Below are 22117 nucleotides of genomic sequence, written 5' to 3'. Positions count from 1 at the left end.
GGCGACATGGAACTGAAGGTTATTAACGAACAAGGTCAGGAAGCAGCCAAGCTGCAGGCTTCCGACGTGCTGTTCGGTCGCGAATTCAATGAGGCGCTGGTGCACCAAATCGTCGTTGCCTATCAGGCGAATGCGCGTTCCGGTGACAGCAAGCAGAAGGATCGCTCCGAAGTCCGTCATACCACCACCAAGCCGTGGCGTCAGAAGGGTACCGGTCGTGCTCGCGCTGGCTCTAACGGTAGCCCGCTGTGGCGCGGAGGTGGTCGGATTTTCCCGAACTCTCCAGACCAAAATTATTCCCAGAAGGTTAACAAGAAGATGTTCCGCGCCGGCATGGCTGCGATCCTCTCCGAGTTGGCCCGTCAGGATCGTCTGGTCGTGATCGACGATCTGTCCGTCGATGCGCCGAAGACCAAGCTGTTTGCTCAGAAGTTGAAGGGCATGGGCCTGGAAGGCAATCTTCTGGTTGTTACCGACGAGCTGAACGAGAATCTCTATCTGTCGTCGCGCAACCTGCCCAATGTTCTGGTTCTGGAAGCTCAGGAGGCCGACCCGGTTTCTCTGGTTCGCTTCAACAAGGTTCTGGTGACCAAGAACGCCGTGGCCAAGTTCGAGGAGATGTGGGGATGAATCAAGAGCGTCTGATGCAGGTGCTGCTGGCACCGCAAATCTCCGAGAAGGCTACCTACGTTGCCGACAAGCATGAGCAAGTGGTTTTCCGTGTCGCATCCGATGCGACCAAGCCGGAAATCAAGGCCGCTGTCGAGCTGCTGTTCAAGGTTGAGGTTGAGGCTGTTCAGGTCGCCAACGTCAAGGGCAAGGTCAAGCGCTTCAAGGGTGCAACCGGCCGTCGCAAGGGCTGGAAAAAGGCCTATGTGAGCCTGAAGCCGGGCCAGGAAATCAATTTCGTTGAAGGGGGCAATGCATAATGGCTCTCGTTAAAGTCAAGCCGACCTCTCCGGGGCGTCGTGGCGTTGTTCAGGTTGTTAATGCCAACCTGCACAAAGGCAAGCCGTTCGCCGGTCTGGTCGAGTCGCAGTCCAAGAATTCCGGCCGCAACAACAACGGTCGTATCACCGTTCGCCATCAGGGCGGTGGTCACAAGCAGGCTTATCGGGTTGTCGATTTCAAGCGCAACAAAGATGGCATTCCGGCCAAGGTTGAGCGTCTGGAATATGATCCGAACCGCACGGCGAATATTGCCTTGGTTTGCTACGCCGACGGCGAACGCCGTTACATCATTGCCAACAAGGGCATGGTGGTCGGTCAGCAGATCATGAGCGGCTCCGAGGCTCCGATTAAGTCGGGTAACGCCTTGCCGATCCGTAACATTCCGGTTGGTACAACTATCTGCTGCGTCGAGATGATGCCGGGCAAGGGCGCACAAATCGCTCGTTCCGCTGGTACATCCGTTCAGTTGCTGGCTCGTGAAGGTTCCTATGCCCAGATTCGTCTGCGCTCCGGCGAAGTTCGCCGCGTGCACGTCGAATGCCGCGCCACCGTTGGTGAGGTCGGCAATGAGGAAAACAACCTGCGCAAGATCGGCAAGGCTGGTGCTCAGCGCTGGCGTGGTATTCGTCCGACCGTCCGTGGTACCGCGATGAACCCGATCGACCACCCGCACGGTGGTGGTGAAGGCAAGACCGGTGAAGGCCGTGTTCCGGTCAACCCGTGGGGTCAGCCCACCAAGGGTTACCGTACCCGCAGCAACAAGCGCACGAACAGCATGATCGTTCAGCGCCGTCATAAGCGTTAAGGGGTAGGAAATGGGACGTTCTCTCAAAAAGGGCCCGTTTATTGATGCGCACCTGATCGACAAGGTCGAAGCAGTTCGCGCCACCAATGACAAGCGCCCGATCAAGACCTGGTCGCGTCGTTCGACGATCCTCCCCGAGTTCATCGGCCTGACGATCGCGGTCCACAATGGTAAGCAGCATATTCCGGTGTTCGTCACCGAGAATATGGTCGGTCACAAGCTTGGCGAGTTTTCGCTGACCCGTACGTTCAAGGGTCACACCGCCGGCAAGAAGGCCAAGAAGTAAGGAGCTGACATGGAAACTCGTGCAAGTCTGCGGGGCGTACGCCTCTCTGCGCAAAAAGGCCGCCTAGTGGCGGATCTCGTGCGCGGCAAGCCGGTTGGTCAGGCTCTCAACATCCTGGCCTTTAGCCCGACTAAGGGTGCCGGTATCATCAAAAAGGTGCTGGAGTCGGCTATCGCCAACGCCGAGCACAACGACGGCGCCGATATCGACGAACTTAAGGTCAAGGTCATCTACGTCGAAAAAGGTATGGTGCTGAAGCGCTTCACGGCGCGCGCCAAGGGTCGTGGCAATCGGATCAGCAAGCCGACCTGCCATATTTATCTGACCGTTGGTAACTAAGGAAGAGCCATGGGACAGAAAATTCATCCGACTGGCTTCCGTCTGGCCGTCACCAAGAACTGGAGTTCGCGCTGGTACGCCAACAGCAAGGACTTCCCGGGCATGCTGCAAGAAGACGTCAAGGTGCGCGAGTACCTGAAGCGTAAGCTTGCGCATGCCTCGGTCGGTCGCGTTCTGATCGAACGTCCGGCCAAGAACGCCCGCGTCACCGTTTATTCCGCTCGTCCGGGCGTGGTCATCGGCAAGAAGGGCGAAGATATCGAACAGCTGCGTACGGATCTTCAGCGCATCATGGGCGTTCCCGTCCATGTGTCGATCGAAGAAATTCGCAAGCCGGAAATCGATGCCCAGCTGATCGCCGATTCGATCGCCCAGCAGCTCGAGAAACGCATCATGTTCCGTCGTGCCATGAAGCGCGCGATGCAGAACGCTATGCGCCTCGGTGCCCAGGGTATCAAGGTGATGAGCGCCGGACGTCTGAACGGTGCAGAAATCGCCCGTAGCGAGTGGTATCGCGAAGGTCGTGTGCCCCTGCACACCCTGCGCGCCGACATCGACTACGCAACTTCCGAAGCGCTGACCACCTACGGCATCATCGGTATCAAGGTCTGGGTTTACAAGGGCGACATGCTCGACCGTAACGCCCAGCCGGTCGCCGAAGAGCTGGCAGCCGAAGAGCGTCGTCCGCGTCGCGCCCCGGGTAAGCCGGAAGGCGATAAGCCGCGTACCCGTACTGTCAAGAAGGCTGACGGCGATGCTGGTGCCAAGCGCGGTGTCAGAAAGGCAGGTGCCTAAATGTTGCAACCTAATCGTCGCAAGTTCCGCAAGGAGCACAAGGGCCGCAATGAGGGTCTGGCGACTCGCGGTACGAAGGTTTCCTTCGGTGAGTGGGGTCTCAAGGCGATCGGTCGCGGTCGTCTGACGGCTCGTCAGATCGAAGCTGCCCGTCGCGCCATGACTCGTCATATCAAGCGCGGTGGCCGCATCTGGATCCGTATCTTCCCGGACAAGCCGATTTCCAAGAAGCCGGCCGAAGTTCGTATGGGTAACGGTAAGGGTAATCCGGAGTACTGGGTCGCCGAAATCCAGCCGGGCAAAGTGCTCTATGAAATGGATGGTGTCAACGAAGCGCTGGCTCGCGAGGCGTTTGCTCTCGCTGCTGCCAAGCTGCCGATTGCTACCACCTTCGTGACTCGTCATCTGGGGTAATCATGAAAGCTAGTGAATTGAGAACCAAGAGCGTGGACGAGCTCAACAAGGAATTGCTGGACCTCTTGAAGGCCCAGTTCGGTCTGCGTATGCAGCTTGCTACCCAGCAGCTGTCCAATACCAGCCAAATGTCCAAGGTGCGTCGCGATATCGCTCGCGTTCGCACGCTTATCCGTGAAAAGGCGGTGCAGCAATGAGCGAAACCACCAGCATCAAGCGCACTCTGATCGGTCGCGTTGTCAGCGACAAGATGGACAAGACGGTTACCGTCCTGGTCGAACGTAAGGTCAAGCACCCGATGTACGGCAAGGTGATGGTTCGTTCGAAAAAGTATCACGCCCATAACGAAGGCAACACCGCCAAGGCCGGCGATCTCGTCGAGATCGTCGAAACCCGCCCGGTTTCCCGCACCAAGACTTGGGCTGTGACCAGTGTTCTGGAAAAGGCGATCGTTGTATAACGAAAGTTTTTAAAAACGCTTGCGCAGTATTAAAAGAAGCCGGTATAATCCGGCTTCTTTTTTGCGGGCGCCGTCCTGGACCCGTAAAGTTGTTCGACCCGTACGGGTTCCAAGACTGACCGCGCAAGCGGATTAAGTTGGAGTTAATTTAAATGATTCAGATGCAGACGATTCTGGACGTCGCCGATAACACCGGTGCGCGTTCGGTAATGTGTATCAAAGTGCTGGGTGGCTCTAAGCGCCGCTATGCTGGTATTGGCGACATCGTCAAGGTCAGCATCAAGGACGCTGCGCCGCGCGGTCGCGTGAAGAAGGGTGATGTTTACAATGCCGTGGTGGTTCGTACCGCCAAGGGTGTGCGTCGCCCCGATGGCTCGCTGGTACGCTTTGACGGCAATGCCGCTGTCCTCCTCAACAACAAGCTCGAGCCGATCGGCACGCGCATCTTTGGCCCGGTGACCCGCGAACTGCGTACCGAGCGCTTCATGAAGATCGTGTCCCTGGCTCCAGAAGTTCTGTAAGGAGCGGATGATGGAAAAGATTCGCAAGGGCGACGAAGTCGTCGTCATTACTGGCAAGGACAAGGGCAAGCGCGGCACCGTCGTGCTCCGTGTCGATGGCGAGCATGTGGTTGTCGAAGGTGTCAATCGTGCCAAGAAGCACGTCAAGCCGAACCCGATCAAGGGTGTGGCGGGTGGCATCGTTGATAAGGACATGCCGATTCATATCTCCAATGTTGCGCTGTTCAATGCGGCAACCAAGAAGGCTGACCGTGTCGGCATCAAGGTGCTCGAAGACGGCCGCAAGGTTCGCGTGTTCAAGTCGAACGGCGAACTGGTGAACGCATAAGGAGTCGACATGGCGCGTTTGCAACAGTTTTACAAGGACACCGTTGTTTCTGATCTGGCCAAGCAGTTCGGTTACAAGTCCGTGATGGAAGTGCCCCGTATTACCAAGATCACCCTGAACATGGGTGTGGGTGAGGCGGTTGCCGATAAGAAGGTTCTGGAAAACGCCGTTGGCGACATGCAGAAGATTGCTGGTCAAAAGCCGGTTACCACGAAGGCCCGTAAGTCGATTGCCGGCTTCAAGATTCGTGATGGCTACCCGATCGGTTGCATGGTCACCTTGCGTGGTCCGCGTATGTTCGAGTTCCTTGATCGCCTGGTCACTATTGCGCTGCCGCGCGTTCGTGACTTCCGTGGTATCTCTGGCAAGGGTTTTGACGGCCAGGGCAACTACAACATGGGTGTCAAGGAACAGATTATTTTCCCGGAAATCGAGTACGACAAGATCGATGCTCTGCGGGGTATGAACATCAGCATCACCACGACCGCGAAGACCGATGCAGAAGCCAAGGCTCTGCTGGCGTCCTTCAAGTTCCCGTTCAAGAATTGAGGCAATCATGGCAAAACTTGCTCTGATCAACCGTGAAGAAAAGCGCCGCAAGCTGGTGGCTCAATACGCCAAGAAGCGCGCTGCCCTCGAGGCCATCTTCAACAACGTGAGCCTGTCGGACGAGGAGCGTTACGAAGCCCGTCTGAAGCTGCAGGCCCTGCCGCGTAACTCCAGCCCGTCGCGTCTGCGCAATCGTTGCCAGCTGACCGGCCGTCCGCGTGGCGTTTTCCGTAAATTCGGTCTGTGTCGTAACAAGATCCGTGAGCTGGCCTTCAATGGCGAGATTCCGGGTGTTGTTAAGGCTAGCTGGTAATCAGGAGATACAGAAATGGCTATGAGCGATCCGATCGCGGACATGCTGACCCGCATCCGCAACGCCCAGCTCGCCGAAAAGGCGTCTGTGTCCATGCCGTCGTCCAAGATCAAGGCTGCCATCGCTGCAGTCCTGAAGGATGAAGGCTATGTCGAAGATTTCGCTGTTCGTCAGAACGACGGCAAGGCTACCCTCGAAATCGCCCTCAAGTATTACGCTGGCCGTCCGGTCATTGAGCGTATCGAGCGCGTTTCCAAGCCTGGCCTGCGTATCTACAAGGGCTGCGAAGATATTCCGCGCGTCATGAACGGCCTGGGTGTGGCGATTGTCTCCACTCCGAAGGGTGTCATGACCGACCGCAAGGCTCGCGCTACCAAGGTTGGTGGCGAAGTCCTCTGCATCGTGGCGTAAGGAGCTGACCGATCATGTCTCGTATTGGTAAGAATCCCGTAGTGCTGCCGGCTGGCGTCGAAGTCAGCGTCGGCGAGCAAATCGTCGTCAAGGGCCCGTTGGGTACCCTGAAGACCGCTGCTCACCCGGCCGTCACCGTCGCCGTCGAAGGCCAGAGCGTTGTTGTTTCCAAGGTTGCTGGTGCCGTGAATGCGGGCGCCATGTGGGGCACCATGCGTGCCAACCTGAACAACATGGTGACTGGCGTTTCCAAGGGCTTCGAGCGCAAGCTGCAGCTGGTCGGCGTGGGCTACCGTGCCCAGGCTGCCGGCGATACGCTGAATCTCTCCCTCGGCTTTTCTCATCCGGTCGCGCACAAGATGCCGGCTGGCGTAAAGGTTGAATGCCCGACCCAGACGGAAATCGTCCTCAAGGGTGCGGACAAGCAACAAGTCGGACAGGTGGCTGCCGAAGTTCGTGCGTATCGCAAGCCGGAGCCCTACAAGGGCAAGGGCGTTCGTTACTCGGACGAAGTGGTGGTTATCAAGGAAACCAAGAAGAAGTAAGGGTGGCATATGTTTAACAAGAAGCAAGCGCGTTTGCGCCGTGCCCGCAAAACCCGGGCCAAAATCGCCGAACTCAAAGCTGTGCGTCTGTGCGTTAACCGCACGAACTGCCACATTTACGCCCAGATCATTTCGCCCTGTGGCGGCAAGGTTCTGGCTTCGGCTTCCACGCTGGACAAGAACGTTCGCGGCGATGTCGCGAATGGCGGTAACAAGGCTGCTGCCACGGCTGTTGGCAAGCTGATCGCCGAGCGCGCCAAGGCCGCCGGCATTGAGCAGGTGGCTTTTGATCGCTCCGGTCTCCAGTACCACGGTCGCATTCAGGCGTTGGCTGAAGCCGCGCGTGAAGGCGGCCTGAAGTTCTAACCGACCGCGAAAGGACGAGGTTAAGAAATGGCTAAACCTGAAAGAAACAAGAAGCCGCAGCAGGCTGAAGAGCGCGACGACGGTCTGCGCGAAAAGATGGTTGCGGTTAACCGCGTCACCAAGGTGGTGAAGGGCGGCCGTATCCTCGGCTTCGCTGCACTGACCGTGGTTGGCGACGGTGATGGCGCGATCGGCATGGGCAAGGGCAAGTCCCGCGAAGTGCCGGTTGCCGTGCAAAAGGCAATGGAAGAGGCGCGTCGCAAGATGGCCAAGGTCAGCCTGCGCAACGGTACCGTTCATCACACCGTGATGGGCCGTCATGGCGCGACTACCGTGATGATCCAGCCGGCTCCCGAAGGTACGGGCATCATCGCCGGCGGCGCCATGCGTGCCGTCTTCGAAGTTGTCGGCGTGACCAACGTTGTGGCCAAGGCTCACGGCTCCACCAATCCTTACAACATCGTGCGTGCCACCATCGACGGTCTGTCGAAGGTCAACACGCCGGCAGAAATCGCTGCCAAGCGTGGCCTGTCTGTTGATCAGATCCTGGGGTAAGTCATGGCTGACAAGAAAATCACTGTGAAGCTCGTCAAGAGCGTCATCGGCACCAAGCAGGACCATCGCGCTACCGTGCGCGGCCTGGGCCTGCGCAAGCTGAACAGCACTTCCGTTCTGGAAGACACGCCGGCTGTCCGCGGCATGATCCAGAAGGTGCAGTATCTCGTAAAGGTTGAGGGTTAAGCCATGCGTCTGAATACCATCAAACCGGGCGAAGGCTCGAAGAAGGCCGCCAAGCGCGTCGGTCGCGGTATCGGTTCCGGCCTGGGCAAAACCTGCGGTCGTGGTCACAAGGGTCAGAAGTCCCGCTCCGGCGGCTTCCACAAGGTTGGCTTCGAGGGCGGTCAAATGCCGCTGCAGCGTCGTCTGCCGAAGCGCGGTTTCAACTCGCTGACCCGCGCCCGCAACTACGAGGTTCGCCTGACTGATCTGGATCGTCTGCCGGTTGACGAAATTGACCTGCTTGCCCTGCAAGCGGCCGGTATCGTTCCGGGCGACGCACTGTCGGCCAAGGTCATCCTGTCCGGCACTATTGGCCGCAAGGTTGTCCTGAAGGGCGTTGGCGCCACCAAGGGTGCCAAGGCTGCGATCGAAGCCGCTGGCGGCTCCGTCGCTGAGTAATACAGGGAAAGGTTAGAACGTTGGCAGCAAATCCCAATACCGTAGGCAAGGGTGGCAAGTTCGGCGATCTCAAGCGCCGTCTTTGGTTCCTGCTGGGCGCTCTCGTGGTCTACCGCATCGGCGCGCACATTCCGGTTCCGGGGATTGACCCCAACGTTCTGGCTGACCTCTTCAATTCGCAACAGGGTGGCATCCTCGGCATGTTCAACATGTTCTCGGGGGGCGCCTTGTCGCGTTTCACGATTTTTGCGCTGGGGATCATGCCGTATATTTCGGCGTCGATCATCATGCAGTTGATGAGTGTTGCGAGCCCGCAGCTGGAAGCCTTGAAAAAGGAAGGTGAAGCCGGTCGCCGCAAGATCACGCAATACACTCGTTACGGCACCGTGGTTCTTGCCTTGTTCCAGGGCTTGGGTATTGCCGTCGCGCTGGAAGCTCAGGCTGGCCTGGTTAACGATCCCGGCTTCATGTTCCGCCTGACCACCGTTTCCACCCTTCTTACCGGGACCATGTTCTTGATGTGGTTGGGCGAGCAGATCACCGAGCGCGGTCTGGGTAACGGCATCTCGATCATCATCTTTGCGGGTATTGCGGCCGGTCTGCCGAACGCCATTGGCGGCCTGCTGGAATTGGTTCGTACCGGCGCCATGCACCCGCTGACGGCGCTGATCATCTGCGTTCTCGTGGTGGCAGTTACCGGTTTTGTCGTCTTCGTCGAGCGTGGCCAGCGCAAGATTCTGGTTAATTACGCCAAGCGACAGGTCGGCAACAAGATTTATGGTGGGCAGAGCTCGCATCTGCCGCTAAAGTTGAACATGTCGGGCGTTATCCCGCCGATTTTTGCATCGTCGATCATTCTTTTCCCGGCTACTGTGGCCAACTGGTTCGGTTCGAGCGAGTCGATGCTGTGGTTGAAGGACGTCGCCGCCACCTTGTCGCCGGGGCAGCCGATCTACGTCATGCTCTACGCTGCTGCAATCGTGTTTTTCTGTTTCTTCTATACCGCGCTGGTTTTCAATTCCAAGGAAACCGCCGACAACCTGAAGAAGAGCGGTGCCTTCGTCCCGGGTATCCGCCCTGGCGAGCAGACTGCGCGCTACATCGACAAGATCCTGATGCGCCTGACACTGATCGGTGCAGCCTACATCACGGTTGTTTGTCTGCTGCCCGAATTCCTGATTTTGAAGTGGAACGTGCCGTTCTACTTCGGTGGTACGTCGCTGTTGATTATCGTGGTCGTGACCATGGACTTCATGTCTCAGGTGCAGGCTTACGTAATGTCGCACCAGTATGAAAGTCTCTTGAAGAAGGCAAACTTCAAGGGTTCGCCGATGATCAAGTAATAGTTACTCATGGCAAAAGAAGATTACATCGAGATGCAGGGCGAGGTTGTCGAAAACCTCCCCAATGCGACCTTCAAGGTCAAGTTGGAAAATGGACACATCGTCCATGGCTTTATCTCCGGCAAGATGCGCATGCACTACATCCGCATCCTTCCTGGAGACAAAGTGACAGTTCAGCTGACGCCATATGATTTATCGAAAGCCCGGATCGTTTTCCGGGCCAAGTAAAAGTTCTCTACGCAATAAACCGCAGGGCAAGGAATCACGGCTGCTTCCAAGCTCTCGCAGACGAGGAGTAAAACATGAAAGTTCAACCTTCAGTGAAGCGCATCTGCCGCAACTGCAAAGTTATCCGCCGCAAGGGTGTCGTGCGCATCATTTGCAAGGATCCGCGTCACAAGCAGCGCCAGGGCTAAGCCCTGTCGAGTCGGCATTCGTTAATTTTCGAAATATTGGAGCGATAGAATGGCCCGTATTGCAGGGGTAAACATTCCGAACCATCAGCATGCTGAAATCGCGCTGACCGCGATTTACGGCATCGGCCGCACCCGCGCACAGAAAATCTGTGATGCAGCCGGCATTGGTCGTACTACCAAAATGAAGGACCTGTCCGATTCGGACATGGACCGTCTGCGTGATGAAGTGGGCAAGTTCACCGTCGAAGGTGACCTGCGCCGTGAAGTCACCATGAACATCAAGCGCCTGATGGACCTCGGTTGCTACCGTGGTCTGCGCCATCGCAAGGGTTTGCCTTGCCGCGGTCAGCGCACCCGTACCAATGCACGTACCCGTAAGGGCCCGCGCAAGGCCATCGCTGGCAAGAAGTAATAGGGACTGAACATGGCAAAGACTGCACCTAAAGTTCGCAAAAAGGTCAAGAAGAACGTAGCCGAGGGCATCGCCCACATTCACGCGTCGTTCAACAACACCATCATCACCATTACCGATCGCATGGGCAACGCGCTGTCCTGGGCGACTTCCGGTGGCGCCGGTTTCCGCGGCTCCCGCAAGTCCACCCCGTTCGCTGCCCAGGTTGCTGCCGAAGCCGCCGGCAAGGCTGCTCAAGAATGCGGTGTCAAGAATCTGGAAGTCCGCATCAAGGGCCCCGGTCCTGGCCGCGAATCTTCTGTCCGCGCCTTGAACGCGCTGGGTATCAAGATCACCGCCATTTCCGACGTGACGCCGGTGCCGCACAACGGCTGCCGTCCGCCCAAGAAGCGCCGCATCTAAGGAGAATCACACGTGGCTCGTAATCTCGATCCGAAATGCCGTCAGTGCCGCCGCGAAGGCGAAAAGCTGTTCCTGAAGGGCGAAAAGTGCTTCACCGACAAGTGCGCCATTGAGCGTCGTTCATACGCTCCGGGCCAGCACGGTCAGAAGTCTGGTGCCCGCCTGTCCGACTACGGCGTCCACCTGCGCGCAAAGCAGAAAATCCGTCGCGTTTATGGCGTCCTGGAAGGCCAGTTCCGCAAGACCTTTGCTGAAGCTGACCGCCGCAAGGGCCAGACCGGCGAAAACCTGCTGCAATTGCTGGAAGCTCGTCTGGACTCTGTCGCCTACCGCATGGGCTTTGGTGCTTCCCGCACCGAGTCGCGCCAGATCGTCCGTCACAACGGCGTTCTGGTTAACGGCAAGCGCGTCAATATCCCGTCCTACCTTGTGAAGCCGGGCGATGTTGTCCAATTGACCGACCGTGCACGCGCTTCCCTGCGCTGCAAGGCCGCTCTCGAGGCCGCCGAATCCCGCGGGTTCCCGGAGTGGATTTCGGTTGACGTCAAGGAAGGCAAGGGCACGTTCAAGGCCATGCCGCAACGTTCCGAACTGCCGGCGACCCTGAACGAAGGTCTCGTCATCGAACTTTACTCGAAGTAAGCACCGAGCAGAGGATTTAGCCCATGCAAAGTAGTGGACTTCTGAAACCCCGCATCATCGACGTGCAGAGCGTTTCGCCCGTGCAGGCCAAGGTGGTCATGGAGCCGTTCGAACGCGGCTATGGCCACACCTTGGGTAATGCACTGCGTCGCATTCTGTTGTCGTCCATGGTTGGTTACGCGCCGACCGAAGTCGGCATCGATGGCGTACTCCATGAGTACTCCACCGTTGATGGCGTGCAGGAAGATGTGGTCGATATCCTTCTGAATCTGAAGGGCATCGTCTTCAAGCTGCACAACCGCGACGTTGTCAACCTCAAGCTGGTCAAGGAAGGTGAGGGCGCCGTTCGTGCTGCTGACATCGAGTTGCCGCACGACGTCGAAATCATCAATCCGGAGCACGTGATCGCTCACCTTTCCCCTGGCGGTAAGCTCGCCATGGAAATCAAGGTTGAGAAGGGGCGCGGCTATGTGCCGGGTAACGTGCGTAATCTCGGCGATGCCAAGACCATCGGCAAGCTCGTTCTGGACGCTTCGTTCAGCCCGATTCGCCGCGTGGCCTATGCAGTCGAAAGCGCCCGTGTCGAACAGCGTACCGACCTCGACAAGCTGATCGTCGATATCGAAACCAACGGCGTCGTCGAGCCTGAAGAAGCCATTCGCTACGCTGCCCGCGTGCTGATGGAACAGCTCTCCGTCTTCGCCGATCTGGAAGGCACGGCCCCGGTGGCCGAGGCTTCCAAGCCCGCCCAAGTCGATCCGGTTCTCCTACGCCCGGTCGATGATCTCGAACTGACGGTTCGTTCCGCGAACTGCCTGAAGGCCGAGAACATCTACTATATCGGCGATCTGATTCAGCGTACCGAGAATGAACTTCTCAAGACCCCGAACCTGGGTCGTAAGTCGCTGAACGAGATCAAGGAAGTGTTGGCCGCACGCGGCTTGACGCTGGGCATGAAACTGGAAAATTGGCCGCCCGCCGGTCTGGAAAAGGCGTAAGCCTTTTCCGATCAGGGCAGTCAAGGGACGCCTGCAGAACATAGAAAGGATTAACCATGCGTCACCGCAATGGACTTCGCAAACTGAACCGCACCAGCAGCCATCGCCTGGCGATGCTGCGCAACATGACTGTTTCCCTGCTCCGCCACGAGGCCATCAAGACCACGTTGCCGAAGGCCAAGGAGCTGCGTCGTGTCGTCGAACCGATGATCACCCTCGGCAAGAACCCGACTCTCGCCAACAAGCGTCTGGCATTCGACCGCCTGCGCGACCGTGAGATCGTGGTCAAGCTGTTCGCCGAAATCGGCCCGCGCTACGCTACCCGTCCGGGTGGCTACCTGCGTATCCTGAAGTGCGGCTTCCGCGTCGGCGACAATGCGCCGATGGCGTTCGTCGAGCTGCTGGATCGCCCGGAACCGACCGAAGCCGTTGAAGTTGAGGAATCGGCTGGCGAATAAGTCAGTATTGCTTAAAAAAAAGGCCGGATGTCCCGGCCTTTTTCTTTGTCTGTCTGTCGTTTCAAGGGCAGTCTATCAACATCAGTGAAACGTCGTCGCTGGCAGGGGTTCCGGCTTGGTGTGCCTGCAGAGCGGACTCGATCTTGGCGAATCGGTCGCTCGGTGAGGTGTTGGCTGTTGACGCTCGTTGAAAACTGACCAGAAAAGTGGGGGTGTGCGCGCTGAAAATTGACCAGGGTGATTAACTCGTCCGCTCATTTTTTGAGCAGGATTTTAGGAGATGATCACCATGAAGGATCTGGGAAGGATTCGGCGGTTGTTTTATCGGGATGGCCTATCGCTGTCCGAGATTTCGCGGAAGACGGGGTATAGCCGGAACACCGTCAAACGTTGGTTACGGACACCGGAAGGGGCGGAGCCGAAGTACGAACGGCAGAACCCGAACATCAAGATTGCCCCGTATGCGGCGCGCCTGATCAAGGCACTGGAGGCGGATGCCCGCCGTCCGAAACGGGATCGGCGCACAGCACTGAAACTGTTTGGCGAATTGCAGGCCGCCGGATTCACCGGTACCTACTGCCGGGTCACCGAATTCATCCGGCGCTGGCGGGCCGATGGCGGTGCAGCCGTCAGTAAAGCCTTCGTTCCGCTCCACTTCGAGTTGGGCGAAGCCTTCCAGTTCGACTGGAGCGAAGAGCATCTGGTCATTGGCGGGGTCTGGCGCAAGATTCTCGCCTCACATCTGAAACTCTGCGCCAGTCGGGCCTTTGTCGTTCAAGCCTATCCGACGCAAGGTCACGAGATGCTGTTCGATGCCCATACCCGCTCGTTTGCGGCGCTGGGTGGCATTCCCCGGCGCGGCATCTACGACAATATGAAGACGGCCGTGGATAAGGTGCAGAAAGGCAAATCCCGCATCGTCAATTCGCGCTTCTCGGCGATGGCCTCCCACTACCTGTTTGATCCGGATTTCTGCAATGTCGCCAGCGGCTGGGAGAAAGGCGTCGTCGAGAAGAACGTCCAGGATAGTCGGCTCCGTCTCTGGCAGGATGCCGGCAAGGAGCGATTCAGTTCATTCACCGAACTGAACGTCTGGCTGCTCGAGCGCTGCCGGGGGCTGTGGCAGGAATTGCGTCATCCCGAGTACGCTGACCTGACAGTGGCCGAGATGCTCGAACACGAACAACCGAGCCTGATGCCGATGGTCGCATCCTTCGATGGCTACGTCGAAACCTTGGGCAAGGTATCGAGCACCTGCCTGGTGACGCTGGATCGCAACCGCTACTCGGTACCGTGCGAACTGGTGGGCCAAGCCGTCAGCCTGCGTCTTTATCCGGAACGGATCGACATTGTGGCGCACGATACTCGGGTGGCCAGTCATCCCCGCAACTTCAGTCGGCAGCAAACCCTCTACGACTGGCAGCACTACATCCCGCTGATCGAACGCAAGCCAGGGGCCTTGAGAAATGGCGCGCCGTTTGCCGACATGCCGGAGCCATTGCAACGATTACGCAGCTTGCTCCTGCGCCGGGAAGGTGGTGATCGGGTGATGGCCAAAGTGCTATCGGCAATTTCGCAGTTTGATCTGGAAGCGGTGCTGGTTGCCGTCGATCTGGTGCTGGAGTCCGGCCTACCCAGTGCCGAGCACATCGAGAACATGCTCAACCGCCTGAAGTCGGGTCCCATGCCGCCACCGGTGGAAACGCCACTCACCCTCAGCGAAGTACCGATTGCCGATACCGGCCGCTATGACCGCTTGCGTACCGAGGTGACTGATCATGCGTGAGCTGATGAGCGAGTTCAAGGAACTGCGTTTGCACGGCATGGCCGGTGCCTGGGAGGAGCTGACAGCCAACGGTAGCAGCCGTGTCGAAGCCTCACGTTGGCTGATCGAACATCTACTGCAAGCCGAGCATACTGATCGAGTGATGCGTTCGATTGGCTATCAGATGCATGCGGCCCGCTTCCCGGTACATCGTGATCTGGCCGGATTCGACTTCGAACAATCGAAGGTGGATCAGAAGCTGATCCGGCAACTGGCCGACCTCTCCTTTGCCGAGGAAGCCCAGAACGTCGTGTTCATTGGTGGCACGGGCACTGGCAAGACCCACCTCGCGACGGCGCTGGGTGTCTCGGGCATTACCCATCACAGCAAGCGGGTGCGTTTCTTCTCGACGGTTGATCTGGTCAATGCGCTGGAACAGGAGAAGGCTGCTGGCAAAGCCGGGCGGATTGCCTTGGGGCTGCTGCGCATGGATCTGGTCATCCTCGATGAGTTGGGCTATTTGCCGTTCAGTCAGGCCGGTGGCGCCTTGCTGTTCCACTTGCTGTCGAAACTCTACGAGCACACCAGTGTGATGATCACGACCAATCTGACCTTCGCCGAATGGCCGAGCGTCTTTGGCGATGCCAAGATGACCACTGCCTTGCTCGACCGGCTGACGCATCACTGCCATATCGTCGAGACCGGGAATGAGTCGTTTCGCTTCCGGCACAGCACGGCAACGGCCAAGTCGAGGATCAAGGCGCGGGAGCAGAGCAAGCGGGGAAATCCACCCGAAGCAGATCCGTTCTGATCGAGGCCGCGTTGGGAAATCCGTTCCGGACTCCGTCCTCCACGGCTTTCCCAACGCATTCGTCGTGGCTCGGAAATCAGTTGTTCTGAGCTACACTTATCCACAAGCCCACCTATGTCAGGTGGCTATCACACCTGGTCAAAATTCAACGCGCACAGGTGGTCAAATTTAAACGCGCGCCGACAGGTGATAGGCCTCACCGCGCAACGCCAGCACCTGCTTGCGTAAGCGTTTCCGTTCCGCCGTTGTGGCAACGTCGGCCGATGCCTGCTTTCCTTGTGCACGCCGTGATAACCACTCGTCGTAGATTGACTTGGGCAGGACTTCGCGGAATCCGAGCGCTTTTCCATAGGCAAGCAGCACCTTGGCCAGGTCGCGATTCGACATGAGCGTTAGCGCCAGAAACTCCTGAATGACCAGGGACAGCATTCTGGCCCTGGATGGTGCGTTTTTACCCGTGAGTAACTCAAGAGAAAAGTATTCACGGTTTTTATCTATGGCATTCATCTAATCGGCCTATCCATAGTCATTTTGCGAGTGTAGATCACGAACGCTGTTATTGCGATGCTCCTTGATGGTCTCCGCGGGGCGATGGCGGTTTTCGATGCGGTCCTCCGTGGGCGTAATGTCACATCGAAAATGTGCTAGCAACCCCGTTCCAGAAATTTATACACAATAAAATCATCGACTTACAAGCGAAAAAATTCAAAATCGCTGTTTTCGATGGAGGAGAAATCGGTCATCATGGCTGCCATCGATTCCTTCTTTTTTCTCCTCGATAGTCTTCATTCCTCGCCATGACATCAAGTAAACAGCTCAGCGACAGTGACGTGCTCCGCGTCGATAGCGTAAGCCGCCCTTCGGCCTCCGTGATCGATCTGGCGAGCTATCGCCAGGGGGAGAGCGGCCGTGGTGTCTCGGGCAATGTGAACACGGTTTCGGCAATGTCTAGCCGCCAACGTGCAAAGCAGCCGGCCAGCCTTCGGATCGAAAACGCGTTCCAGCACGTTACGCAATTGCCCTCTACCGTCGCTGAACAGCTTAGGGCGTACCAGTTGTCCTGGGCACGGTTTGAATCGGGGTTGGGACCAAGGCCCCAACCCCAGATTCAGATCTGCATTCCCGGCGCCCCTGACTTGGCGATCCAGGCGTACTACACGGGGGCGCTCAATTGGCGGGGGCGTCACCCCCATCCGCTGACGGGCAACTGGACAAGTTCGATTCTCGGCTCGTTGCCTGAAATGTCTTTTGCTGGGGCTGCCGCTGCGCATGCGAAGAGGCTCGACGATGTTGTCATGGGTGTTCTGCCCGGCATTGGCAATCGGATGACCCTCGATCAGGCGGTCATTGAACATGTCTTCCCGAATTGCGAACGCAACGGGAAAAAATCGCTGCGCAACGACCGTTACCGCTACACCAAGCACGTGAAACGGTTGTGGGGCTCCATGTTGTTGAATGAATTGAATGAGCGGGTCATTCGGCGTGGCGTCGATGAGATTCGCAGCCTTGAAACGCTGGCCGGCGCCGAGAAACATGTAGCCTTGATCAAGTTTATCTGCCGAGATCTGGAAGCCCTGCGCTTGCTGGCTTACAACCCCGCGGCCCGGATAAAGATGCGCCGGGTTGAAAACCCTGTTCTCGTCATCCCATCGGACGAGCAGTTGGCGAAGCTCGGCCGTGTGCTGATGTCAGGACCACCGAACATCAACAACGACTTTTTCCTGGTCCAAGCGCTCACCGGTACGCGCAGCCGGGAACTCCAGTACGCCCTGGTCAGCGACCTCGACGTCAACCGGAAAGTGTTGATCGTTCGTGAAACGAAAAGCGGCCGGATCGAAGAAGTGCACCTGTGTGATGCCGCCTTGACGGTGCTGATCCGGCGCAAGTCGCTGGCAACCGGGCGCTATCTGTTTGGCTCAAAGCGCGGTGATCGTCCGATCGGGTACCCCCGGCATGCGTTTCTCAAGCTATGCGGGCGGGCCGGTGTTACCGGCATCACGTCGCATGCATTTCGCCGAGGTTTCGCTACCGCTGTTGTTCAAGCGCCAGGCGGAACCAGCCATGACGCCAGCAAGCTGTTGCGGCATTCCAGCGTACGGACGACGGAAAAGTTCTATCTGGTGGCAACCGACAACCGCTTGCAACAGGCTGCCAACGCGGCAGGGCAGGCCATTGCGCATCGCCTTGGCCTCGACCCGAAAGGGCGGCCCTACCTCCGTCCTTCCGTGCGCAGTCTGGTGGTACCGGATCATATTCGGCTGGTGGCGGCCTGATGCTTGCCACGCGCCCATTCAGTTTTTTCAACCCGATCGAGAGGAGATCGACCATGGAGCAGGAGCTGTTCTACGACGAGCGCGACTATGAAGCCGCGAACATGGACTACTACGCCGTCATCGATGATGACGAGGACCAGGAGGTGTACGAGCACGACCAGGAAAACAACTAACCCGCGCTGATTACTCAGTTTGGTGTGGCGGGCAGCATCGGCAAGCTTCCCGGCAAGAACGGTGCCGCCGCCACGTTACAGCAAGCCATATCTTAAAGGAGATTCACCATGGCTAAACACATCCGCAGCCTGATGCTGCCCAACTACTCTGCTCTTCTCGTCATGCTGATGGCGCGTATCGCCATCTACGAAGATGGCATCGGGATTCAAAACGCCGGCGGCAAGACCATCGGCTGGATCGACATTTTGGCCGAAGATGAAGCCGTCCGTACCGAGCATTTCATGCGTACTGCAACGATCCTGAACGACATCATCAACGATCCCAAGCATGCCGTTCAGCCGGACTGGAGCTACCTGGATCAGGTCCAATCCGCTGAACCGGCTGCAACGGCAACGCAGCCTACCCGCTCGATGAAGAAGGTCGATGCCGGCGGCGAGGTGAAGTCGGCCTGATCCCCTGCAGCTGATGTAAACAAGAGCCGCCCCGTGCGGCTCTTTCTTTTTGTGACCTGGTTTCAATTCCTATACGGGGGATATGAAGCATGAAAAATGAAACCACCGTGGCTGATTCGGAGAATCCGAAGCGGGCCAGCGACGATGCGTTGCTGGCCTACTGCGACGGCTACTTTGCCGAGTTGATGGAGAACTCGCTGACCGATGAAGCACGTCAAAAACGCGGTCTGGCGCCGAAACCGGCAGCGCAGCTGACCGAGAAAGAGCGCTACCTGAAGGCCCGTCAGACGGGCAAGTTCAACCTCAACCGCGCCATGCGCCGGCGCGTCGACCGCAAGCTGGGGCCAGAACGCGGCCTCGGGGCACGGGTATTCATCGGCTTCGACGCCGAGTGGACTCGCTCACGCAAGGGGCGCAATCGCATTCTAAGCGTCCAGTTCTACCTGATCGGCCCGACCGGCGAAGTCCTGACCCTGGTCATTTACATCGAAAACGGAGACATCCTTAGCCAGCGTCCGCTCCTGGGCGACGTCATCAACGAGCTGCTGGAAGCCGCCCTGGATGATGGCACCATCGAGGAATGGCCTGCCGAGGTGGTGCTGTGCGGGTTTTTCACGAGAGCGGACATCACCGTATTCTCAGACTTCAAGCACCTGCGCCCGCAGCTCGACGGCGTGGGCGGGACGCTGGTCACCGTCGGCAAGGCTGCCAAGTTCGAGTTGCCGATGTCGGCCACGCGGCGTGCTGTGTTGAAACAGCGTTACCAGTCCGTTGTCGGTGACGAATTCGAGCCGCATCTGCTGAGTCTTCGCCTGATCGACGCCAGCCGCCTGGCACCACCCGGCAAGTCGCTGGCCAACATTGGACACTGGTTGGGGATACCCAAGATCGACTTGCCGGCTGGCTATGACAAGTCGGACATGACCCGCTTTCAGCGTGAACGGCGCGAGGAATTCGAAGCCTACGGCCTGCGCGATGCTGAAATTGCCGTCATGTACGTGCTGTGGGTCATCTGGTTCTCGACGCGCCATCTTGGCCTCGACATGCGGCACCTCTCCGCCACGGCCAGTGGCTTGGCGGTACGCATCGGCGAAAGTTGCATCCGGCGAGATGGCGTGGCGCTCAACGTGGCCTTGAATTACGAGGTCAAGCAGATCACCCGCTGGGACAACACCCGCGGTGTTCCTTACTCCCAGAAAAAGCGCATCCCGAAACAGGCCCGACGCTGGCTGGAGCCCTTCCTGGCCGATGTTTTTATTGGTGGCCACAATCAGTGTTTCGTCTATGGCCCGACGGACCGCCGGCGCTTCTACGATCCCGACCTTTCCGGCGCTTATCTGACGGCCTTGGCCTACCTGTTCGTGCTGGACTACGACGCCGTGCGCTGGACGACGAATATCGACGATTTTATCGGCCATGTCGCCGGTTTTGCCTTGGTCGAATTCGAGTTCCCTGAGGATGTGGCTTACCCCTGTCTGCCGGTATCCACGGAAGATCGTGGCCTGCTGTTTCCTCGTCGCGGCCAATCGCTTTGCACCGCCCCTGAAATCGAATTGGCGAAAGCAATGGGGGCCACGAAGCTAATCATTAAGCACGGGCTGGTCATTCCCTGGATGGCGCGCGATACGGTGTTTGCGCGTAGTGCAGACGCACCCGGTAAGCATCGTTCCAAAACCAAAGAGACACCGGGTAACGACGCGCCACAGGACGGCCTGTTGGCGACCGACAAGCAGGCGTTTCCGCCCGAGCATTACGGTGACGATGGCTATCGGCTGTTTGAAAGCTTTGCGATCTTCATCCGCGACATGCGTAGCCCGTATGCCCGTAAAACGCTGCCTTTCGAGTTCGTCAAGTTGCTCGGCAACAGCCTTTACGGCAAGACTGGCCAGGGCTTCAAGCGCAAACGCGCCTTCGGCGTTCGCGAAATGGATAGCGTTGTCGTCGGCACGTCGCGAGTGTCCGAAGCAGCTGTTGCCGCGCTGGTCTGCGGCTTCATCCGTGCTGTCATCGGTGAAATTTTGTGGAAACTCCCCAAGGGTGCGACATTAGTCAGCGCAACGACGGACGGTTTCCTCGTGGACTGCCCGATCGATCAACTGGACTTGACCGGGACGCTGTGCCGGCGCTTCCAGGCGTTGGTGGATCGCGTATCACCGGGATCGCACATGCTGGAAAACAAGCATCAGGTGATGCAACTGTTTGCCGGCCGGACGCGCCTGCAATTCACGGTCGAAGCCGATGGCGATCACAAGACGGTCACCGCCAAGGGTGGCATCAAGCCCGGGCCGGACGTGAAGGACGAAAACGCCTTCATGCTCGACTTGACCCTCAATCGCCAACCTGGCCAGAAGCTGACCTACGAGTCGTTCATGTCGATGCGCGACCAACTGCCGCTGGAACTCGATCTGCAAACGGAAACGCGGGAAACCCGGATCAACCTTGAGTACGATTTCAAGCGTCGGCCGATTCCCAGTAGCGCGCGCATGATCCCCATGGCCGGAACCGGTCAAAGCCATCTGGCATTCGATACGGAGCCCTGGAACACCGTCGACGAGGCGCTGGCGACCCGCCTGATCTTCGATGCCTGGCGGGACGATCACTGCCTGAAAACCCTCGAAGACTTCCAGGCCTGGGAGTACTACCGGGCGTTCAAGATGGCGAACCTGAAGGGGGCCAAACCGGCGGCGCCGAGTAGTGCTGAATCTGGGCCCCGGACGGGGCGGAAGAACCTGACGAAGGGGGGTTACCTAGCCGTCGCCAAGCAGCTTTTTCTGGGCGCATACCAGAAGAAGATGTGGGGGCTGGATGGTGCCGACCTCAGCCAGCGCAAACTGGCGGAATGGCTGACATTGCAGGGGTATAAGACCTCAGTTTCGGCAGTGAAGAACGGGACGCGGGAACAGCCGGTCGAGCATCTGGTGCCGGCGACAGATGAGGTTGTCGCCTTCCTGGCCAAGATGAAGGAACGTTTCCCGGGGCTGGAAGCCGCGAAATTCTTGATCCGCTAAACCTGTCAAGGATGGCTATGCGCACGTGCGCATAGCCATAAATCCTGCATTCCTCTGGTCCATTTCCGGTTTTTTTGCGCCTCCATTTCGCCATCTGGTGCTTATCTGGTCAGCCTGAATGTGGAATCTTTGAAAGCGTAATCTGTGGCAAGTAACTGATTATGCTTGGCTTGCAGGTGTGATGTGGCCACCAAAAAGTTTCCTTTCTGTAGGATATGAAAAGCACCCGCTTTACGGGAAAATCCCGCTGTATCTTCGCTATGGATAAATCATGACTTCCGCTTCCCTTGCGCTTCCCGCCAAGCACTGCACGCTGCGAGTCGTGCCGATGCCGGCAGATCTCAATCAGAACGGCGACGTATTCGGCGGCTGGGTCATGGCCCAGGTCGACGTGGCTGGCGCCATACCCGCCATGCATCGTGCCAAGGGGCGGGTGGCAACCGTTTCGGTCAATTCCTTCGTGTTCAAGCAGGCAATCTCGGTCGGCGATATCGTCAGCTTCTATGCTGATATCGTGCGTGTCGGGACGACCTCGGTCACGGTTCGCGTCGAAGTGTACGCCGAACGCAATTATGCCGAGCCGATCATCGTCAAGGTTACCGAGGCCGAACTGACTTACGTGGCAATTGACGGCAATGGCACGAAACGGAACGTTCCGCCCGAAAACTGAGCGGAAATGGTCTAAAATCCGACGGTTAATC

The 22117-nt window shown here is 58.0% G+C and carries 34 protein-coding genes; 33 read left to right on the top strand and 1 reads right to left on the bottom strand.

Going from position 1 to position 22117, the window contains the following annotated elements:
* The first annotated feature begins 6 nt into the window (after positions 1-6).
* The 29 genes from rplD to istB all read left to right on the top strand — a co-directional run bounded on the left by rplD (position 7) and on the right by istB (position 15509).
* Positions 7-630: a 50S ribosomal protein L4 gene (rplD, locus tag AB6Q56_RS16115; RefSeq protein WP_434514076.1), complete on the top strand. Its 624-nt coding sequence runs from the start codon at positions 7-9 to the stop codon at positions 628-630.
* Positions 627-929, top strand: a complete 303-nt coding sequence (gene rplW, locus AB6Q56_RS16110; protein ID WP_150429711.1) for a 50S ribosomal protein L23 — start codon at positions 627-629, stop codon at positions 927-929. Before rplD ends, rplW begins: the two co-directional genes overlap by 4 nt.
* Positions 929-1756, top strand: coding sequence for a 50S ribosomal protein L2 (rplB, locus tag AB6Q56_RS16105; protein ID WP_434514075.1), 828 nt, complete (start codon positions 929-931; stop codon positions 1754-1756). The genes rplW and rplB overlap by 1 nt, the downstream gene beginning before the upstream one ends.
* 10 nt (positions 1757-1766) lie before the next feature.
* Positions 1767-2042, top strand: coding sequence for a 30S ribosomal protein S19 (gene rpsS / locus AB6Q56_RS16100; RefSeq protein ID WP_076091637.1), 276 nt, complete (start codon positions 1767-1769; stop codon positions 2040-2042).
* A gap of 9 nt (positions 2043-2051) precedes the next feature.
* Positions 2052-2381, top strand: coding sequence for a 50S ribosomal protein L22 (gene rplV, locus AB6Q56_RS16095; protein ID WP_150429713.1), 330 nt, complete (start codon positions 2052-2054; stop codon positions 2379-2381).
* A 9-nt stretch (positions 2382-2390) separates the two neighbouring features.
* Positions 2391-3176, top strand: a complete 786-nt coding sequence (gene rpsC, locus AB6Q56_RS16090; protein ID WP_434514074.1) for a 30S ribosomal protein S3 — start codon at positions 2391-2393, stop codon at positions 3174-3176.
* The gene (rplP, locus tag AB6Q56_RS16085) at positions 3177-3590 is read left to right on the top strand and encodes a 50S ribosomal protein L16 (RefSeq protein ID WP_150429715.1); all 414 of its coding nucleotides are present in this window, start codon (positions 3177-3179) and stop codon (positions 3588-3590) included.
* A 2-nt stretch (positions 3591-3592) separates the two neighbouring features.
* Positions 3593-3787 (top strand): 50S ribosomal protein L29, encoded by a 195-nt coding sequence (gene rpmC, locus AB6Q56_RS16080; protein ID WP_027456670.1) that lies wholly within the window; start codon positions 3593-3595, stop codon positions 3785-3787.
* Positions 3784-4050: a 30S ribosomal protein S17 gene (gene rpsQ, locus AB6Q56_RS16075; protein ID WP_434514073.1), complete on the top strand. Its 267-nt coding sequence runs from the start codon at positions 3784-3786 to the stop codon at positions 4048-4050. The genes rpmC and rpsQ overlap by 4 nt, the downstream gene beginning before the upstream one ends.
* A 152-nt stretch (positions 4051-4202) precedes the next feature.
* Positions 4203-4571 (top strand): 50S ribosomal protein L14, encoded by a 369-nt coding sequence (gene rplN, locus AB6Q56_RS16070; RefSeq protein ID WP_027456668.1) that lies wholly within the window; start codon positions 4203-4205, stop codon positions 4569-4571.
* A 10-nt stretch (positions 4572-4581) separates the two neighbouring features.
* Positions 4582-4899, top strand: a complete 318-nt coding sequence (rplX, locus tag AB6Q56_RS16065) for a 50S ribosomal protein L24 (RefSeq protein ID WP_434517170.1) — start codon at positions 4582-4584, stop codon at positions 4897-4899.
* A 9-nt stretch (positions 4900-4908) separates the two neighbouring features.
* Positions 4909-5448, top strand: coding sequence for a 50S ribosomal protein L5 (rplE, locus tag AB6Q56_RS16060; protein WP_434514072.1), 540 nt, complete (start codon positions 4909-4911; stop codon positions 5446-5448).
* A 7-nt stretch (positions 5449-5455) separates the two neighbouring features.
* Positions 5456-5761, top strand: coding sequence for a 30S ribosomal protein S14 (rpsN, locus tag AB6Q56_RS16055; protein ID WP_150429719.1), 306 nt, complete (start codon positions 5456-5458; stop codon positions 5759-5761).
* 15 nt (positions 5762-5776) lie between these two features.
* Positions 5777-6172: a 30S ribosomal protein S8 gene (rpsH, locus tag AB6Q56_RS16050; RefSeq protein WP_434514071.1), complete on the top strand. Its 396-nt coding sequence runs from the start codon at positions 5777-5779 to the stop codon at positions 6170-6172.
* A 14-nt stretch (positions 6173-6186) separates the two neighbouring features.
* Complete coding sequence (rplF, locus tag AB6Q56_RS16045) at positions 6187-6717, top strand: 50S ribosomal protein L6 (RefSeq protein ID WP_434514070.1); 531 nt, start codon at positions 6187-6189, stop codon at positions 6715-6717.
* 9 nt (positions 6718-6726) lie between these two features.
* Complete coding sequence (gene rplR, locus AB6Q56_RS16040) at positions 6727-7083, top strand: 50S ribosomal protein L18 (RefSeq protein WP_434514069.1); 357 nt, start codon at positions 6727-6729, stop codon at positions 7081-7083.
* A 27-nt stretch (positions 7084-7110) separates the two neighbouring features.
* Positions 7111-7638 (top strand): 30S ribosomal protein S5, encoded by a 528-nt coding sequence (gene rpsE, locus AB6Q56_RS16035; RefSeq protein WP_150429723.1) that lies wholly within the window; start codon positions 7111-7113, stop codon positions 7636-7638.
* 3 nt (positions 7639-7641) lie between these two features.
* Positions 7642-7824, top strand: coding sequence for a 50S ribosomal protein L30 (gene rpmD / locus AB6Q56_RS16030; RefSeq protein ID WP_434514068.1), 183 nt, complete (start codon positions 7642-7644; stop codon positions 7822-7824).
* A gap of 3 nt (positions 7825-7827) precedes the next feature.
* Positions 7828-8262, top strand: coding sequence for a 50S ribosomal protein L15 (gene rplO / locus AB6Q56_RS16025; RefSeq protein ID WP_434514067.1), 435 nt, complete (start codon positions 7828-7830; stop codon positions 8260-8262).
* Positions 8263-8282: 20 nt separating this feature from the next.
* Positions 8283-9605 carry a preprotein translocase subunit SecY gene (gene secY, locus AB6Q56_RS16020; protein WP_434514066.1) on the top strand — a complete coding sequence of 441 codons (1323 nt, stop codon included), beginning with the start codon at positions 8283-8285 and terminating at the stop codon, positions 9603-9605.
* Positions 9606-9614: 9 nt separating this feature from the next.
* Entirely contained in the window at positions 9615-9833 is a 219-nt protein-coding gene (gene infA / locus AB6Q56_RS16015; protein WP_027456657.1) for a translation initiation factor IF-1, read from the top strand.
* 74 nt (positions 9834-9907) lie between these two features.
* On the top strand, positions 9908-10021 hold the full coding sequence (gene rpmJ / locus AB6Q56_RS16010; RefSeq protein ID WP_011286109.1) for a 50S ribosomal protein L36: 114 nt from the start codon (positions 9908-9910) through the stop codon (positions 10019-10021).
* A gap of 49 nt (positions 10022-10070) precedes the next feature.
* Positions 10071-10433 (top strand): 30S ribosomal protein S13, encoded by a 363-nt coding sequence (gene rpsM, locus AB6Q56_RS16005; RefSeq protein WP_150429727.1) that lies wholly within the window; start codon positions 10071-10073, stop codon positions 10431-10433.
* 12 nt (positions 10434-10445) lie between these two features.
* A complete protein-coding gene (rpsK, locus tag AB6Q56_RS16000; protein WP_027456655.1) occupies positions 10446-10835 on the top strand; it encodes a 30S ribosomal protein S11 in 390 nt (129 codons plus the stop codon).
* A 12-nt stretch (positions 10836-10847) separates the two neighbouring features.
* Positions 10848-11477, top strand: a complete 630-nt coding sequence (gene rpsD, locus AB6Q56_RS15995; protein ID WP_150429729.1) for a 30S ribosomal protein S4 — start codon at positions 10848-10850, stop codon at positions 11475-11477.
* Positions 11478-11500: 23 nt separating this feature from the next.
* Positions 11501-12475, top strand: coding sequence for a DNA-directed RNA polymerase subunit alpha (locus AB6Q56_RS15990; protein ID WP_150429730.1), 975 nt, complete (start codon positions 11501-11503; stop codon positions 12473-12475).
* A 56-nt stretch (positions 12476-12531) separates the two neighbouring features.
* Positions 12532-12933, top strand: coding sequence for a 50S ribosomal protein L17 (gene rplQ, locus AB6Q56_RS15985; RefSeq protein WP_275707796.1), 402 nt, complete (start codon positions 12532-12534; stop codon positions 12931-12933).
* Between the two features lie 289 nt (positions 12934-13222).
* Entirely contained in the window at positions 13223-14719 is a 1497-nt protein-coding gene (gene istA, locus AB6Q56_RS15980; protein ID WP_434517118.1) for an IS21 family transposase, read from the top strand.
* Positions 14709-15509 (top strand): IS21-like element helper ATPase IstB, encoded by an 801-nt coding sequence (istB, locus tag AB6Q56_RS15975; RefSeq protein ID WP_434517117.1) that lies wholly within the window; start codon positions 14709-14711, stop codon positions 15507-15509. Before istA ends, istB begins: the two co-directional genes overlap by 11 nt.
* Before the next feature lie 168 nt (positions 15510-15677).
* Here the strand turns inward: istB and AB6Q56_RS15970 are convergent, their stop codons facing one another.
* On the bottom strand, positions 15678-16016 hold the full coding sequence (locus tag AB6Q56_RS15970) for a hypothetical protein (RefSeq protein ID WP_434514065.1): 339 nt from the start codon (positions 16014-16016) through the stop codon (positions 15678-15680).
* Between the two features lie 323 nt (positions 16017-16339).
* On the opposite strand from AB6Q56_RS15970, the gene AB6Q56_RS15965 reads away from it, so the two are divergent.
* The 4 genes from AB6Q56_RS15965 to AB6Q56_RS15950 all read left to right on the top strand — a co-directional run bounded on the left by AB6Q56_RS15965 (position 16340) and on the right by AB6Q56_RS15950 (position 22086).
* Entirely contained in the window at positions 16340-17782 is a 1443-nt protein-coding gene (locus AB6Q56_RS15965) for a tyrosine-type recombinase/integrase (RefSeq protein WP_434514064.1), read from the top strand.
* 281 nt (positions 17783-18063) lie between these two features.
* The gene (locus AB6Q56_RS15960; protein ID WP_434514063.1) at positions 18064-18408 is read left to right on the top strand and encodes a hypothetical protein; all 345 of its coding nucleotides are present in this window, start codon (positions 18064-18066) and stop codon (positions 18406-18408) included.
* Between the two features lie 89 nt (positions 18409-18497).
* Positions 18498-21416 carry a hypothetical protein gene (locus tag AB6Q56_RS15955; RefSeq protein ID WP_434514062.1) on the top strand — a complete coding sequence of 973 codons (2919 nt, stop codon included), beginning with the start codon at positions 18498-18500 and terminating at the stop codon, positions 21414-21416.
* Positions 21417-21687: 271 nt separating this feature from the next.
* Positions 21688-22086: an acyl-CoA thioesterase gene (locus tag AB6Q56_RS15950; RefSeq protein WP_434514061.1), complete on the top strand. Its 399-nt coding sequence runs from the start codon at positions 21688-21690 to the stop codon at positions 22084-22086.
* Positions 22087-22117: the final 31 nt, after the last annotated feature.

It is taken from the genome of Dechloromonas sp. ARDL1, assembly GCF_051122455.1.
Classification (GTDB): Bacteria; Pseudomonadota; Gammaproteobacteria; order Burkholderiales; family Rhodocyclaceae; genus Azonexus.
This window is presented reverse-complemented; position numbering and strand designations above follow the sequence as displayed.

What these genes read in the sequence shown, in the direction of transcription:
- rplR (WP_434514069.1), top strand. Translation starts at nt 6,727, where the DNA reads ATGTTTAACAAGAAGCAAGCGCGTTTGCGCCGTGCCCGCAAAACCCGG.
- AB6Q56_RS15990 (WP_150429730.1), top strand. Translation starts at nt 11,501, where the DNA reads ATGCAAAGTAGTGGACTTCTGAAACCCCGCATCATCGACGTGCAGAGC.
- rplB (WP_434514075.1), top strand. Translation starts at nt 929, where the DNA reads ATGGCTCTCGTTAAAGTCAAGCCGACCTCTCCGGGGCGTCGTGGCGTT.
- rpmC (WP_027456670.1), top strand. Translation starts at nt 3,593, where the DNA reads ATGAAAGCTAGTGAATTGAGAACCAAGAGCGTGGACGAGCTCAACAAG.
- AB6Q56_RS15970 (WP_434514065.1), bottom strand. Translation starts at nt 16,016, where the DNA reads ATGAATGCCATAGATAAAAACCGTGAATACTTTTCTCTTGAGTTACTC.
- rpsQ (WP_434514073.1), top strand. Translation starts at nt 3,784, where the DNA reads ATGAGCGAAACCACCAGCATCAAGCGCACTCTGATCGGTCGCGTTGTC.
- AB6Q56_RS15955 (WP_434514062.1), top strand. Translation starts at nt 18,498, where the DNA reads ATGAAAAATGAAACCACCGTGGCTGATTCGGAGAATCCGAAGCGGGCC.
- rpmJ (WP_011286109.1), top strand. Translation starts at nt 9,908, where the DNA reads ATGAAAGTTCAACCTTCAGTGAAGCGCATCTGCCGCAACTGCAAAGTT.
- rplP (WP_150429715.1), top strand. Translation starts at nt 3,177, where the DNA reads ATGTTGCAACCTAATCGTCGCAAGTTCCGCAAGGAGCACAAGGGCCGC.
- rplV (WP_150429713.1), top strand. Translation starts at nt 2,052, where the DNA reads ATGGAAACTCGTGCAAGTCTGCGGGGCGTACGCCTCTCTGCGCAAAAA.
- rpsK (WP_027456655.1), top strand. Translation starts at nt 10,446, where the DNA reads ATGGCAAAGACTGCACCTAAAGTTCGCAAAAAGGTCAAGAAGAACGTA.
- rpsN (WP_150429719.1), top strand. Translation starts at nt 5,456, where the DNA reads ATGGCAAAACTTGCTCTGATCAACCGTGAAGAAAAGCGCCGCAAGCTG.
- infA (WP_027456657.1), top strand. Translation starts at nt 9,615, where the DNA reads ATGGCAAAAGAAGATTACATCGAGATGCAGGGCGAGGTTGTCGAAAAC.
- rpsM (WP_150429727.1), top strand. Translation starts at nt 10,071, where the DNA reads ATGGCCCGTATTGCAGGGGTAAACATTCCGAACCATCAGCATGCTGAA.
- rpsH (WP_434514071.1), top strand. Translation starts at nt 5,777, where the DNA reads ATGGCTATGAGCGATCCGATCGCGGACATGCTGACCCGCATCCGCAAC.
- istA (WP_434517118.1), top strand. Translation starts at nt 13,223, where the DNA reads ATGAAGGATCTGGGAAGGATTCGGCGGTTGTTTTATCGGGATGGCCTA.
- rplE (WP_434514072.1), top strand. Translation starts at nt 4,909, where the DNA reads ATGGCGCGTTTGCAACAGTTTTACAAGGACACCGTTGTTTCTGATCTG.
- rpsC (WP_434514074.1), top strand. Translation starts at nt 2,391, where the DNA reads ATGGGACAGAAAATTCATCCGACTGGCTTCCGTCTGGCCGTCACCAAG.
- rplN (WP_027456668.1), top strand. Translation starts at nt 4,203, where the DNA reads ATGATTCAGATGCAGACGATTCTGGACGTCGCCGATAACACCGGTGCG.
- rpsE (WP_150429723.1), top strand. Translation starts at nt 7,111, where the DNA reads ATGGCTAAACCTGAAAGAAACAAGAAGCCGCAGCAGGCTGAAGAGCGC.
- rplO (WP_434514067.1), top strand. Translation starts at nt 7,828, where the DNA reads ATGCGTCTGAATACCATCAAACCGGGCGAAGGCTCGAAGAAGGCCGCC.
- AB6Q56_RS15950 (WP_434514061.1), top strand. Translation starts at nt 21,688, where the DNA reads ATGACTTCCGCTTCCCTTGCGCTTCCCGCCAAGCACTGCACGCTGCGA.
- rplX (WP_434517170.1), top strand. Translation starts at nt 4,582, where the DNA reads ATGGAAAAGATTCGCAAGGGCGACGAAGTCGTCGTCATTACTGGCAAG.
- rpmD (WP_434514068.1), top strand. Translation starts at nt 7,642, where the DNA reads ATGGCTGACAAGAAAATCACTGTGAAGCTCGTCAAGAGCGTCATCGGC.
- rpsS (WP_076091637.1), top strand. Translation starts at nt 1,767, where the DNA reads ATGGGACGTTCTCTCAAAAAGGGCCCGTTTATTGATGCGCACCTGATC.
- rplF (WP_434514070.1), top strand. Translation starts at nt 6,187, where the DNA reads ATGTCTCGTATTGGTAAGAATCCCGTAGTGCTGCCGGCTGGCGTCGAA.
- rplW (WP_150429711.1), top strand. Translation starts at nt 627, where the DNA reads ATGAATCAAGAGCGTCTGATGCAGGTGCTGCTGGCACCGCAAATCTCC.
- rplQ (WP_275707796.1), top strand. Translation starts at nt 12,532, where the DNA reads ATGCGTCACCGCAATGGACTTCGCAAACTGAACCGCACCAGCAGCCAT.
- AB6Q56_RS15960 (WP_434514063.1), top strand. Translation starts at nt 18,064, where the DNA reads ATGGCTAAACACATCCGCAGCCTGATGCTGCCCAACTACTCTGCTCTT.
- rplD (WP_434514076.1), top strand. Translation starts at nt 7, where the DNA reads ATGGAACTGAAGGTTATTAACGAACAAGGTCAGGAAGCAGCCAAGCTG.